Raw genomic sequence first — 13,302 nt, 5'->3', positions numbered from 1 at the left:
CGTTGGCGGCGGTCACGCCTCCCTCCCCGGGCGGCCGCAGGGCCGGCGCCAGGGCCGCCATGCGCCCGGGGTCCGTCCGCTCGCGTATGCCTTCGTCGCGGTCCGCGCGCGCATGCGGCCCCGGCAGCAATTCGGCGTGGCGGCCCGCCTGCGCCGCGGCCCAGGCGCGCGCATGGCTTTCCCGCGCCCATTCGTCCATCTCACGGCGGGACAAGCGCCACCGTTCCGCGATCCGCTCCGCGCTCTCGATCTGGTGTACGAGCGGATAACGTTCCAGCAACTGGGGATTCAGCGACTCGAAGCCGCGAAACGCTTCCCGTCCCAGCGTCACGTCCAGGAACATCGGCACGCGGCTCATGCTCTCCACGCCGCCCGCCGCCACATAGCGCATGTCGCCCGCGGCAATGGCCTGCGCGCCGAAATGCACGGCCTGCTGGCTGGAGCCGCACATGCGGTTCAAGGCCACGCCGGGAACGCTCTCGGGCAGGCCGGCCAGCAGCGCGGCCAGCCGGCCGATATTGGCGCCCTGCTCGCCGGCCTGGCTGACGCAACCCGCGATCAGATCCTCGACCTTGTCGTGCGGCAGGCCGGCGCGCGCCAGCAGGCCCCTTACGGTCCGGGCCAGCAGCGCATCCGGCCGCGTGTCCGCCCACCACCCGCCGTGCCGCCCGAACGGCGTGCGCACGGCTTCCACGATCACGGCTTCGTTCATGCCGTCGCCTCCTCGCTGTAGAGCGCCTCGATTTCGCCGGCATAGCTGCGGTAGATGCTGGCGCGCCTGACCTTCATGGTCGCCGTCACTTCGCCGTCGTCGTGGTCCAGCTCCTTGGTCAGCAAATGGAAGCGCTTGATCTGCGCCACCGGCGCCAGGCCGGCATTGGCGCGGGCGACTTCCTGCTGGATCAGTTCGCGCACCTGCGCGGATTCGGCGAGCGAGCGGAAATGCGTGAAGGCGATGCCGCGCGACTCCGCCCACTTGCCCACCGTGTCGAACTCGAGCTGGATCAGCGCCGAGACATACCTGCGCCCGTCGGCGATCACGATGCACTCCTTCACGTACGGGCTGCCCTTGACCGCGTTCTCGATCTCGGACGGGGTCAGGTTCTTGCCGCCGGCCGTGATCATGATGTCCTTCAGGCGGTCCACGATACGCACGCGCCCGTCCTCCTCGGCCGCCGCGTCGCCGGTATGCAGCCAGCCGTCGCGCAAGGTATCGGCCGTGGCGTCCGGATTCTTGTAATAGCCCTGGAACACCATGTCGCCGCGCACAAGCAGTTCGCCCGCCTCGCCTATCCGCCACTCGACGCCAAGTATGGGTTCGCCGACCGTGCCCACTTTCACGCGGTCCGGATGCTGGCCGAAGATCATGCCCGTCGATTCCGTCAGCCCGTAGACCTCCACCAGCGGCACGCCCAGCTTGCGGAAATAGCGCACCACCTCCGGCGGAATCGGCGCGGCCCCCGTCATCGCCACGCGCACGCGGCGCAGGCCGATGAAGTTCTGCAAGGCGCGCAGCACCAGCCAGTGCCACAGCCAGCGCGTCAGCCGTTCGCCGGCCGTGTACTGTGCCGGCGATTTCTCCAGAAAGGGTTCGCAGGCGGCCAGCGCGCGGCGGTACAGCCATTGCCGCAGGCGTCCCGTTTCCTGCATCTTGATCGAGATGGCGGCGTGCAGCTTTTCCCAGATGCGCGGCACCCCCAGGAAGAGAGTCGGCGCCACTTCGCGCAGGTCTTCCTGCACCGTGCGTATCGATTCGCCGAAATTCACCTGCGCGCCCAGGTAGATGGGCACGAAGGTCGACAGCATCTGCTCGGCCACGTGGCACAGCGGCAGGTACGACAGGTGCACGCTGCGGCGGTCCAGCGCCAGCCTGTCCGCGATGCCCGGCGCCACGGCGCGCATGTTGCGGTAGCTCAGCATTGCGCCCTTGGGCTTGCCGGTGGAGCCCGAGGTGTAAATCATGAGCCCCGTGTCGTCCAGGCGCTGGCCGTCCAGCATGGCATCCAGCCCGGAAAGCTCGCGATCCTCGCGGCGCGCGCCGTCGGCCTCGACCTCGGCGAAGGTCAGGATGCGTTCGCGTTCGGCCGGCCCGTAGGAGCGCAGGCCCTTGCACTCTATCGTCACGATCCGCCGCAACAGCGGCAGCCGGCCGGCCACCTGCAGCACCTTGTCGGTCTGCTCCTGGTCTTCGCACACCACCACTTCGACGTCGGCGTGCTCCAGCACGTAACCCATTTCCCCGGCCGGCTGGTGGCGTACACGCCCACCGCCACGGCCCCGACCGCGCCTGCCCCCATCTGGGCCAGCAGCCACTCCACGCGGTTCTCGGACACGATGGCCACCCGGCCGCCGGCGCCCAGGCCCAGCGCTCGCAGGCCCAGCCCCACGCGGCGGGCGCGCCGCCAGTATTCGGACCACGAGATGGGCTTCCAGATGCCGAAGTCCTTCTGCCGGATGGCGATGGCGCCGGGATGCCGGCGGGCCTGCTCGCGCAGCATCTGCGGCAGCGTCAGCGCCGGCCATGCGTCCGCGCCGGCCGCCGGGGGGATGCGTTCCTTGTCCATCATGAGAGCCAGCGCTTGCGGCGCTTATAGTGCTTGAGGTTCCGAAAACCACGGGCCTCGCCCGCGCCGCCCACACCCAGGTAGAACTCGCGCACGTCCGGATCCGCCGCCAGCCTGTCCGCGCTGCCGTCGATCACCACCTTGCCCATCTCCATGATGTAGCCGTAGTGCGCCACCGCCAGCGCCACCGATGCGTTCTGTTCCACCAGCAGCATCGACACCCCCTGCTCGCGGTTGATGCGCGCGACGATGGAGAAAATGCTCTCGACCAGCATCGGCGACAGGCCCAGCGACGGCTCGTCAAGCAGCATCAGCCTGGGCTGCGCGATCAGCGCGCGGCCAATCGCCAGCATCTGCTGCTCGCCGCCCGACAGATAACCGGCCAGCGCTCTGCGCCGTTCGTACAGGCGCGGGAAGTAGGCATAGACCAGGTCGAAGTCCGCGCGCGCGCCCGGCCTGCCCGTCAGGGCATAGGTGGCCGCCACCAGGTTCTCCTCCACCGTCAGGTCTTCGAACACGCGGCGGCCTTCCATCACGTGCGCCAGGCCGGCGCGCACCAGGTTCTGCGGCCTGGCGCCGGCCGTGTCGCTGCCGTCGAAAACGATGCGCCCGCGCGCCAGCGCGCCGTCCTCCAGGTCCAGCAGTCCGGACACCGCCTTCAGCGTGGTGGATTTGCCGGCGCCGTTGCTGCCCAGCAGCGCCACGATGCTGCCCGCGGGCACCGACAGGGACAAGCCGCGCAACACCTGTACCGCCTTGTTGTAGACGACTTCGATGTTGTTGATATCGAGCACGGCCGCAGCCGGCGCCGCCCGCGCCTCCTGTCCGGGATTCACGGCCGCCTCACTTCAGAACGATCCAGTCGGATGCCGGCACCATCTGCTTGCGCTTCACGTCGGCGCGGTAGATGCGGCCCACGGGAATGGAATTTCCCTTGATCGTGATCGGCACGCCGATCAGGCCGCCCGTGTCGAAATCCTTGATGCTGTCGAGCGCCGCCTTCATGTTGGCGGCGGTCAGCTCCTTGCCCGCGTCCAGTGTGCGCCTGGCTGCCTCGGTGAACAGCATGGCGGCCAGGAAACCCTGCATGTAGCCCGTGCTCTGGTACTGCGGCCGCATCTCGCGGATCTTCTTCAGCATGGGCGCGTCACCCTCCGTGTCGTAGTAGTAGCGGTAAGGCATCACGCCCATGAAGCCTTCGGCATCCTCGCCCATCTGCATCACCGTCGAGTTGTCCATGGTCCAGAAGGTGCCCATGTAGCGCGTCTTCAGGCCCATGCGCTTGCCCTGCCCCACGAACTCCGGAATCGGCGCCAGCACGTAGCCATGGAAAATGGTGTAGTCGGGATCGGCGCGGCGAAGCTTGATGACTTCGGTCGACACGTCCACACTGCCCGGCGGCGTCATGATCTCGGTCGCGACCTTCAGCCCGAGCTTCTCGGCGACCGCGCGCGAGCTCGCGATCGGATCGCGCCCGAACTCCGTGTCCGAGTACACGAACGCCACCTTGGCGCCGGGCTGCTCCTTGGCGATGTAGCGCAGCAAGATGCCGAACATCTCCGTATAGTCGGGCCCCAGCATGAACTGGGCCGGATACTTGGCCGGATCGTTCAGTTCGGTGGCGAACGACGCGCCGGTCATGAGGATGTCGGCGCTGCGGTTCAGCTCGGCGTTGATGGTCTTGGAAAAGCCCGTCGAATCGCCGTAGTAGAAATTCACCTTGTTCTGGCTGGTGATCTTCTTGAACGCCGCCACCGAGGCGTCCACCTTGTACGCGGTGTCTTCGGGCACGTAGCGCAGCTTGCGTCCGTTCACCCCGCCCTGCTCGTTGACCAGCTTCACGTAGTCGGTAATGCCGGCATGGATGCCCTGCCCGGCAAAGGCAAAGACCCCGCTCAGCGGAATGGACCCGCCCAGCACCAGGTCCTCCGCCGCCTGGGCGGCGGGCGCCGACGCCAGGGCCGCCGCCAGGCCCAGCGGGGCCAGCAACCTCGATAAACCGCTGCCGATCCGGATGCGCTTCATGGTTTGTCTCCTGAGGGTCTTGTGGGTGGCCGCCGCCGCGCTGTTCGCGCCGGGCTCAGGTGCGGAAGGGCCAGAGGTGGAAGAAACGGCGCACGCGCCGCCAGATTTCCGCGAGCCCGTGCGGCTCGAAGATCAGAAAGCCCACGATCAGCAGGCCGAAAACAATAGTGCGCACCGGCGAGATCAGCCGCAGCGCGTCGCCGCCCACGGGCAGCCATCCGACGATCAGCTTCAGCAGTTCCGGCACCATCGTCATGAAGAGCGCGCCCAGGATGGATCCCAGGATCGTGCCCATGCCCCCTACGATGATGGCCGCCAGGAAGAAGATCGACATGATGAGCGGAAAGCTCTCGGGCGTGACCACGCGGAAGAAATACGCCCACAGGCCGCCCGCCACGCCCGCGTAGAACGAGGATAGGCCGAAGGACAGCAGCTTGTAGCGCAGCAGCCGGATGCCCAGCACCTCGGCCGAGATGTCGCGGTCGCGGATCGCGATGAAAGCGCGCCCGATGCGCGTGCGGAACAGGTTGGCCGCGCCCAGCACCATCAGCGCCGTCATCGGCACGATCAGCCAATAGAGCTTGAACGACGTGTCCAGGTCCGCGCCCAGCATCCGCGCCGGCGGCACCTGCAGGCCCGCGGTGCCGCCCGTGAACGCCCAGTTCGCGAAAACGAAGTGCGCGATGAACGATGCGGCGATGGTGGAAATGGCCAGGTACAGCCCCTTCACCCGCAACGACGGGATGCCCACCAACAGTCCGCCCGCCATCGCCACCATGCCGCCGCCCAGCAGGTTCGCCAGCACGGGCGTGCCCAGGCGCAGTTCCATCAGCGCCACGGTATAGGCGCCCAGGCCCATGAAGGCGGCCTGCCCCAGGCTGACCAGGCCGGTGTAGCCGGTCAGGATGTTCAGCCCCGTCGCGCTGGCGATGTTGATCGCCGCCAGGCAGGCCAGGTACAGCCAATAGGCGTCGGCCACGAACGGAAACGCCGCCAGGGACGCGGCCAGCAGCGCCAGCCACACGCGCTGCGTGCGGGTGTCGAACAGTGCTTCGTCGGCAAGATAGGTCTCTTTGGCGGTCGCGATGCGCATGTGTCACAGCCTCTCGATTTCACGGGTGCCGAACAGGCCATAGGGCCTGACCATCAGCACCGCGACCAGCACGATGAAAGTGGCCAGCAACTTGTACTCGCCCCCCAGGTAGGCGCCCGCCCAGGCTTCCAGCAGGCCGATGAACACCCCGCCCACCAGCGCGCCGGCCACGCTGTCCAGCCCGCCCACGATCACCACCACCAGCACCGACAGCCCGAACACGCCCATCGACGAGGAAATGCCCCCGATCGCGCCCACGATCACGCCCGACACTGCCGCGAGCGCGCCGGCGGCCACCCAGGCCAGCGAAAACACGCGCGGCACGTTGATGCCCATTGCGTACGCGGCGCCCTGGTCCGAGGCCGTGGCCCGCAGCGCCACCCCGCCGCGCCAGTAGCGGAACACGATCAGCACCAGCAGGACCAGCGCCGCCGCCACCCAGAATCCGTAGAACACCTTGGGCGCGACGAAGGCTTCGCCCACCATCACGGGCGAACGCGGCATGAATTCGGGCAGGCGCCGCTGGTCCGCCGTCCAGATGAGCTCCACCGCCCCCACCAGGATGGACGCCAGCCCCACCGTAACCATGAAAACCGATATCGGCGACTCGCCCAGCATGGGCCGGATGGTCAGGCGCTCGACCAGCGCGCCGAACATCCCCGAAGCCAGCACGGCGCCCGCGATGGCCAGCCAGATCGGCCACGCCATGCCCGCGGCGAAGGCGTAGAAGAGATAGGCGCCCAGCATCAGGAATTCGCCGATGGCGATGTTCACCACCCGCGTCGCCTTGTAGACGATGACGAACGCCAGGGCCGCCAGCGCATACAGCCCGCCGCTGCCCAGCCCGGCCAGCGTCACCTCGAGGAAGAACAGCATGTCCATCAGGCGGCCTCTCTCAGGCGGCGACGCAGGTCGCCCACGTCACCCGCGCCCAGATAGGCCTGGATAACCTGGGGGGCCGCCTGCACCTCGACGGGCGTGCCGTCGGCGATCACCTGGCCGAAGTTCAGCACCACCACATGGTCGGACAGGTCCATCACCATGCCCATGTCGTGCTCCACCATCAGCACCGTCACGCCCCATTCGGCGCGGGCGTCCAGGATGAAGCGCGCCATATCGTCGGTTTCTTCGCGGTTCATGCCGGCCACGGGCTCGTCCAGCATCAGCACCTTGGGATTCATGGCCAGCGCGCGCGCCAGCTCCACGCGCTTCTGCAATCCATAGGGCAGCGCCGCCACCGGCGCGTGACGGATGTGGTCGATTTCCAGGAAATCGATGATGCGCTCCTCGATGTCGGCGCGCAGCGCCATCTCCTCGCGGCGCGCCGGCCGAGGTAGAACAGCGCATCGAACACGTTGCAGCGCAGATGGGCATGGCGCCCCAGCTTGATGTTGTCCAGCACGGTCATGCCGCGAAACAGCGCGATGTTCTGGAAGCTTCGGGCCAGGCCCAGCCGGGCGCGCTCGGGCGCCGCCACGCGCGTGATGTCGCGCCCCAGGAAGCGGATCTGTCCCGACGTGGGCTTGTAGAAACCGGAAATGGTGTTGAACAGCGAGGTCTTGCCGGCGCCGTTGGGGCCGATGACCGCCGTGATGGACCCGGCCGCCACGCGAAAGCCCACATCCGTGAGCGCCTTTACCCCGCCAAACGCCAGCGTGACTCCATCCACCTCCAGCAAGGGAGGGCTATCGGACCGATCCACCATCTGTCTCCTCGCTTTGATGCGAAGCTTTTTGCCGTTGGGCCGCCCCTGGGCAAAAATGCGCCCCCCACTGGAGGCGGCAAGCCGAAGGCGCGGCGTGGAGGTCTTTTCTTATTGCTTATTGGCGTCAGTCTGGCGAACCCGCGAGGCAGGCGATGCAACGAACCTGTCCTACGCCAGTGCGGCGCCGGAAAATCGTTCCATGCGTTACGCTTGGCGTGCCCAAGACAAAACCGAGCAAGCGCTCGGTTCAGACCATAGCATCGGGTTTTTTGGATCGACACTTGGTATTTACCCGATAACGGAGACTCGCCATGCCCCCAGGAATTCCCCGCTTCCGGACGCTGCTTCTGGAAACCGACGGCGCGATCGCGACCGTGACGCTGAACCGCCCCGACGCGCTCAACGCCATCGATGTGGCGATGGCGCAAGACCTGCTGCAGGCCGCCCAATGGCTGCAGACCTGCCCCGGCACCCGCGTGGTGCTCCTGCGCGCCGCGGGCAAGGCTTTCTGCGCCGGCGGCGATATTTCCATGTTCGAAGGCGACGCCGATCAGGTGCGCGGCACGCTGCTCGCGCTGTTCGCGCCGCTCAACGATTTCATCGCCCGTATCCCGCGTATGGACCAGGTATGGCTGGCGCAGGTGCAGGGCATCGCCGCGGGCGCGGGCCTGTCGCTGGTGCTCGCCTGCGACCTGGCCATCGCCGCGGCCGAAGCGCGGTTCACGACGGCCTATCTGAAGCTCGGCGCCACGCCCGACGCCGGCATGACGCACGGGCTGACCCGCGTGCTGGGCGCCCGCCGCGCGCTGGACCTGCTGCTGCGCTCCGACACCTTCGACGCCCGCGACGCGCTGGCCTGGGGCATCGTCACCCGCACCGCCCCCGCCGCCGAACTCGCCGACGCGGCGCTCGCCTACGCAAAAGACATTGCCCGCAACGCGCCGCACGGCATCGCGGGCGCCAAGACGCTGCTGCGCTCGGCGGCAAGCGCCACGCTCGAAACCCAGCTGGCCGAGGAAACCGCGTGCTTCCTCGACTCCGCCGGGCGCGCCGACTTCGCCGAAGGCGTGCAGGCCTTCCGCGAAAAGCGGCCGCCCCGGTTCACGGGGAAATAAGGCCGGGCCGGCGCGGGTCAGATGACGCGCTTCTCCACCGCCTGCGCCCAGCGGCGCGCCACCGACGGCGAAGTGGCGCATGTGGCCGACTCGGTCACCACCCGCACGGCCCGCTCCAGTAGCTGGATGTCGGCCTCGTGCTGGCGCGCCACGTGGGGATCTTCGAAGAAGATCACGCGCTGGCACTGGTGCTCCAGCACCAGTTCGGCGATCTGCGCATCGCCGCCCAGCGGCCCGCTCAGGTAGCGGTGCACCCACGGCCGCTCTTTCGGCCAGCCGCGCGACCAGGCCAGCTCGTTCAGGCGGCCGCCCGTCGTGCCCGTGGCGACGCGGCGCGCGAACCGCGACAGCACGTCGAAGTGTTCGCTGGCGAAGGCCACCATCTCGTCCTTGAGCGCATCGTGGGCGATCAGCGCCAGCGTCTGCCCCTCGAAATTGAAGTAGCGCGACAGCGCCGCGTCGGGCGCCAGCCCGGCATGGACGCGCTCGACTTCCATCCATTCGATGGCGCCCGCCAGGGTCGAGATGAAAGGGCGGCCGTGCGTAATGCATTGACGCTTCAGGGCCAGCGCCTCCGGAAAAATGGAAGACGGATCGACCGGGTCGATGAGGTAGATGGCGCCGTCGAACGGCGCCTGCTCCTGCCGCCCTTCCGTCACGCGGGCCACGAGCTTCATCAGGCCGCCCTCGCGCCCGTAGGGATAGCGGATCAGGCCCGGATAGCCCTGCAGCATGCCTTCGCGCACGATGGCGTCGTGCGTGCGCCCCACCGTATGCAGCTGGACGCCCAGTTCGCGGATGGTGGCGGAACAGGCGCGCAGCCAGGTAAAGAGCGCGGCGTCCGGGGTTTCATGGTGCAGGCGGTTGGCGGCCAGGCCGAAACGCAATTGGGGTGCAGGCATCGCGGACTCTATGGAAAAAAACGAAAAGACGGGGCCGATGACAGCCGATGATACCGCCGAAAACCTGCGTCCCCGACGTCCGCCTCCGTTTCGGCGGCCCCAAAAAAAACCGCTCCCCAGGGAGGAGCGGCTTTTTTCATCGAGGCGGCCGCGGCGGAAAGCCGTCACGGCAAGCCTGGCGTCAGTCGGCCTCGTCCATCCAGGCCATCTGGATGGCTTCCAGGATTTTCTCGCCGCAGTGTCCGGGGTCGTCGTTGAATCCGGGCAGCGCCAGCACCCATTCGCGCAGCTGCGTGAAGCGCACGGTCGCGGGATCCGCGTCCGGATGCGCTTCGGCGAGCGCGGCGGCAAGCTCGTAGGTGTCGGTCCACTTCATCAATGGCCCTCCTTCGCGTGGTTGATCGTGTACTTCGGAATCTCGATCGTCAGGTCGGCATCGCTGATCCGGGCCTGGCAAGACAACCGCGAATTCGGCGTCAGGCCCCAGGCCTTGTCCAGCAGGTCTTCCTCGGCGTCGCTGGGGTCTTCCAGCGAGGAAAACCCCTGCTTGACCACCACGTGACAGGTCGTGCACGCGCACGACAGTTCGCAGGCATGCTCGATGTCGATATGGTTGTCCAGCAGCACGCGGCAGATGGATTCGCCTTTCGGGGCGTCTTCGATCACCGCGCCTTCTGGGCAGTACTCGGGATGGGGCAATACAGTCAGTTTCGGCATAGTTTCGAATCAGGCAATCTCGTCCAGTTTGCGGCCGGACAGCGCGGCGCGGATGCTGCGGTCCATGCGGCGCGCGGCGAACTCGTCGGTCGCGGCGGAAAGCGCGGCGGTGGCAGCCTTGACGGTCTCCACGTCCTGGGCGTCCTGCGCGTGCGAGGCGGCCTCCAGGCACGCATCGATGCGGCGGCGCTCCTCGGCATCGAGCAGGTCGCCGTCCACGGCCAGCGCGGCGCGCACCGATTCGACGAGCTGGCGCGCCTCGACCTGCTGTTCGCGCAGCATGCGCGCGCGGGCGTCGGTATCGGCCTGGGCCACGCTATCAGCCAGCATGCGGGCGATTTCCTCGTCCGACAGGCCATACGAGGGCTTCACCGACACCGCGGCCTCCACGCCCGTGCTCTGCTCGCGCGCGGTCACGCTCAACAGGCCGTCCGCGTCCACCTGGAAGGTCACGCGGATGCGGGCCGCGCCCGCCACCATGGGCGGGATGCCGCGCAGTTCGAAACGCGCCAGCGAGCGGCAGTCGGACACCAGGTCGCGCTCGCCCTGCACCACGTGGATGCTCATGGCGGACTGGCCGTCCTTGAAGGTGGTGAATTCCTGGGCGCGCGCCACGGGAATGGTGCTGTTGCGCGGAATCACCCGCTCCACCAGCCCGCCCATGGTCTCCAGCCCCAGCGACAGCGGGATCACGTCCAGCAGCAGCCAGTCCTCGCCCGGCACGCGGTTGCCGGCCAGCAGATTGGCCTGCAGCGCCGCGCCCAGCGCCACGACCTGATCGGGGTCGAGGTCGATGAGCGGGTCGGTGCCGAAAAGCCGGCCCACCGCCTCGCGCACGACGGGCATGCGCGTCGCGCCGCCCACCATGACCACGCCGCGCACGTCGGCCGGCTTCAGGCCGGCGTCGCGCAGCGCGCGGCGCGCGCAGTCCAGCGTGCGCTCCACCAGCGGCCGGGCCAGGGTTTCGAATTGCCCGCGCGTCAGCGCGCAGCTGAATTCGCGCCCGTCGGAAAGCGCGGCGCGCAGCACGGTTTCGGGGGCGTCGGACAGGGCTTCGCGCGCGGCGCGGGCCGCCACCAGCAGGCGGCTGCGGTCGGCGCCGCCCATCTCGCTGCCCTCGGCCGCCAGCACATGGTCGACGATGGCGGCATCGAAATCGTCGCCGCCCAGCGCCGTGTCGCCGCCGGTCGAGATGACCTCGAACACCCCTTGGGTCAGCCGCAGGATGGAGATGTCGAAAGTGCCCCCGCCCAGGTCGTATACGGCATAGACGCCCTCGGCGGCGTTGTCCAGCCCGTAGGCAATGGCCGCGGCGGTGGGTTCGTTCAGCAGGCGCAGGACGTTCAGCCCCGCCAGCCGCGCCGCGTCGCGCGTGGCCTGGCGCTGCGCGTCGTCGAAGTACGCGGGCACGGTGATCACCGCGCCCACGAGCTCGTCGCCCAGCACGTCTTCGGCGCGCTGGCGCAGCACCGCGAGGATCTGCGCCGACACCTCGACCGGGCTCAGCTCGCCTTGCGCCGTGCGCAGGCGCACCATGCCGGGCGCGTCCACGAGTTCGTAGGGCGCGCGCATGGCGCGCGCCTCCTGCATGCTGCGGCCCATGAAGCGCTTGACCGACACCACGGTGTTCAGCGGGTCTTCCGCCTGGCTGGCCAGGGCCTCGCGGCCGGTCAGCGTCTTGCCGCCGGCGAGGTAGCGCACCGCGGAAGGCAGCAGGGCCTGGCCCTGCTCATCGCGCAGCACCTCGGCCACGCTGCTGCGCACGGCGGCCACGAGGGAATTGGTGGTGCCCAGGTCTATGCCCACTGCCAGCTTGCGCTGGTGCGGCGCGGGCGATTCGCCGGGCTCGGAAATCTGCAATAAGGCCATGATTCGGTTTTTCTCGTCGGTTGGCGGCCGGGACGCGTCGCGCACCCGCTTCCGCTATCGAGCCGGCTGGGCCTGGGCCAGCTCCTGCGCCAGTTTCTCCACGAACATCCATTCGCGCACCTTCTGGCCCGCGGCGGCGTAATCGCGTTCCACGTCCAGCAGTTGCGCGAGCCGGGCGCGCATCCCGGCGCGGGCGGTTTCCAGCTCGGCATGCAACGCGGCCAGCGCCTCGGGATCGTCGCGGCCGTCGTCGAGCATCTCGCGCCAGGCCATCTGCTGCATCAGGAAATCCGCGTCCATGGCGGTATTGCTTTCCGTCTGCAAATCCACGCCCGCGCTTTCGCACAGGTAGCGCGCCCGCAGCAGCGGATCGCGCAGGACGCGGTAGGCTTCGTTGGCGCGCGCCGCCCATTGCATGGCCACCCGCTTCTCGGCCGGGCTGGCGGTTGCGTAGCGGTCGGGGTGCACCTGCGCCGCCACGGCGCGCCAGGCGGATTCCAGCGCCTGCCCGTCGAGCTCGAAACGGGCCGGCAAGCCGAAAAGGCTGAAATGATCGTCCGCCGCCACGCCCTACACCGTGAACGACTCGCCGCAGCCGCAGGTCGCCTTCTCGTTGGGGTTGCGGAACTTGAAGCCCTCGTTCAGGCCTTCGCGGGCGTAATCGAGCTCGGTGCCGTCCAGGTACGGAAGGCTCTTGGGATCGACGAACACCTTGACGCCGTGGCTCTCGAAGACGAGGTCCTCGGCGGCCGGGTCGTCCACATACTCGAGCTTGTAGGCCATGCCCGAGCAGCCCGTCGTTCTCACGCCGAGCCGCAGGCCGATACCCTTTCCGCGCTTCTGCAAATAGCGGCCGATATGGCTGGCAGCCTGTTGGGTCAGGGTAACGGACATGTCAGTTCGCCACGGCTTCGGCGTTCGCCGAGTGCTTTTCCTTGTAATCCTGGACCGCCGCCTTGATGGCGTCCTCGGCCAGAATGGAGCAGTGAACCTTCACCGGCGGCAGGGCCAGCTCTTCGGCGATCTGCGTGTTGCGGATGGCCAGGGCCTGGTCCAGCGTCTTGCCCTTGACCCATTCCGTCACCAGCGAACTGGAGGCGATGGCCGAGCCGCAGCCGTAGGTCTTGAAGCGCGCGTCTTCGATGATGCCGGCTTCGTTGACCTTGATCTGCAGCTTCATCACGTCGCCACAGGCCGGCGCGCCGACCATGCCGGTGCCCACCGAGTCGTCGGACTTGTCAAAGGAACCGACGTTGCGGGGATTCTCGTAGTGATCGAGTACTTTGCTGCTGTAAGCCATGTTGATTCTCCA

Annotated in this window: 12 protein-coding genes and 3 pseudogenes; 1 reads left to right on the top strand and 14 read right to left on the bottom strand. The window is 68.1% G+C overall.

Annotated elements, in window-relative coordinates:
• From AD428_RS01820 to AD428_RS01790, 7 genes and pseudogenes are all read right to left on the bottom strand, one after another.
• Positions 1 to 712: pseudogene (locus AD428_RS01820) on the bottom strand (steroid 3-ketoacyl-CoA thiolase); the annotation flags it as partial.
• Positions 709 to 2,564, bottom strand: a pseudogene (locus tag AD428_RS01815) (AMP-dependent synthetase/ligase). The pseudogenes AD428_RS01815 and AD428_RS01820, both read right to left, overlap by 4 nt.
• Positions 2,564 to 3,358 (bottom strand): ABC transporter ATP-binding protein, encoded by a 795-nt coding sequence (locus tag AD428_RS01810; RefSeq protein ID WP_053243945.1) that lies wholly within the window; start codon positions 3,356 to 3,358, stop codon positions 2,564 to 2,566. The pseudogene AD428_RS01815 and the gene AD428_RS01810 overlap by 1 nt, the downstream one beginning before the upstream one ends.
• A 49-nt stretch (positions 3,359 to 3,407) precedes the next feature.
• On the bottom strand, positions 3,408 to 4,589 hold the full coding sequence (locus tag AD428_RS01805; protein WP_053243943.1) for an ABC transporter substrate-binding protein: 1,182 nt from the start codon (positions 4,587 to 4,589) through the stop codon (positions 3,408 to 3,410).
• Between the two features lie 55 nt (positions 4,590 to 4,644).
• A complete protein-coding gene (locus tag AD428_RS01800; RefSeq protein ID WP_053243942.1) occupies positions 4,645 to 5,682 on the bottom strand; it encodes a branched-chain amino acid ABC transporter permease in 1,038 nt (345 codons plus the stop codon).
• A gap of 3 nt (positions 5,683 to 5,685) precedes the next feature.
• Positions 5,686 to 6,564, bottom strand: coding sequence for a branched-chain amino acid ABC transporter permease (locus tag AD428_RS01795; RefSeq protein WP_053243941.1), 879 nt, complete (start codon positions 6,562 to 6,564; stop codon positions 5,686 to 5,688).
• Positions 6,564 to 7,387, bottom strand: a pseudogene (locus AD428_RS01790) (ABC transporter ATP-binding protein). The gene AD428_RS01795 and the pseudogene AD428_RS01790 overlap by 1 nt, the downstream one beginning before the upstream one ends.
• 311 nt (positions 7,388 to 7,698) lie before the next feature.
• Between AD428_RS01790 and AD428_RS01785 the strand changes: the two are divergent.
• Positions 7,699 to 8,502 (top strand): enoyl-CoA hydratase/isomerase family protein, encoded by an 804-nt coding sequence (locus AD428_RS01785; RefSeq protein WP_053243940.1) that lies wholly within the window; start codon positions 7,699 to 7,701, stop codon positions 8,500 to 8,502.
• Positions 8,503 to 8,519: 17 nt separating this feature from the next.
• Here AD428_RS01785 and AD428_RS01780 read toward each other — a convergent pair whose 3' ends face one another.
• The 7 genes from AD428_RS01780 to iscU all read right to left on the bottom strand — a co-directional run bounded on the left by AD428_RS01780 (position 8,520) and on the right by iscU (position 13,290).
• On the bottom strand, positions 8,520 to 9,404 hold the full coding sequence (locus tag AD428_RS01780; protein ID WP_053243939.1) for a methylglyoxal synthase: 885 nt from the start codon (positions 9,402 to 9,404) through the stop codon (positions 8,520 to 8,522).
• A 181-nt stretch (positions 9,405 to 9,585) separates the two neighbouring features.
• Positions 9,586 to 9,780, bottom strand: coding sequence for a Fe-S cluster assembly protein IscX (gene iscX / locus AD428_RS01775; RefSeq protein ID WP_053243938.1), 195 nt, complete (start codon positions 9,778 to 9,780; stop codon positions 9,586 to 9,588).
• Positions 9,780 to 10,121: an ISC system 2Fe-2S type ferredoxin gene (fdx, locus tag AD428_RS01770; protein WP_053243937.1), complete on the bottom strand. Its 342-nt coding sequence runs from the start codon at positions 10,119 to 10,121 to the stop codon at positions 9,780 to 9,782. Before fdx ends, iscX begins: the two co-directional genes overlap by 1 nt.
• Positions 10,122 to 10,130: 9 nt before the next feature.
• Complete coding sequence (gene hscA, locus AD428_RS01765) at positions 10,131 to 11,990, bottom strand: Fe-S protein assembly chaperone HscA (RefSeq protein WP_053243936.1); 1,860 nt, start codon at positions 11,988 to 11,990, stop codon at positions 10,131 to 10,133.
• A 54-nt stretch (positions 11,991 to 12,044) separates the two neighbouring features.
• Positions 12,045 to 12,557 carry a Fe-S protein assembly co-chaperone HscB gene (hscB, locus tag AD428_RS01760; RefSeq protein ID WP_053243935.1) on the bottom strand — a complete coding sequence of 171 codons (513 nt, stop codon included), beginning with the start codon at positions 12,555 to 12,557 and terminating at the stop codon, positions 12,045 to 12,047.
• A gap of 3 nt (positions 12,558 to 12,560) precedes the next feature.
• Positions 12,561 to 12,884 (bottom strand): iron-sulfur cluster assembly protein IscA, encoded by a 324-nt coding sequence (gene iscA / locus AD428_RS01755; RefSeq protein WP_053243934.1) that lies wholly within the window; start codon positions 12,882 to 12,884, stop codon positions 12,561 to 12,563.
• A 1-nt stretch (position 12,885) separates the two neighbouring features.
• Entirely contained in the window at positions 12,886 to 13,290 is a 405-nt protein-coding gene (gene iscU / locus AD428_RS01750; protein WP_053243933.1) for a Fe-S cluster assembly scaffold IscU, read from the bottom strand.
• Between the last annotated feature and the right edge of the window lie 12 nt (positions 13,291 to 13,302).

The sequence above is a fragment of the Achromobacter sp. DMS1 genome (assembly GCF_001270295.1).
This window is presented reverse-complemented; position numbering and strand designations above follow the sequence as displayed.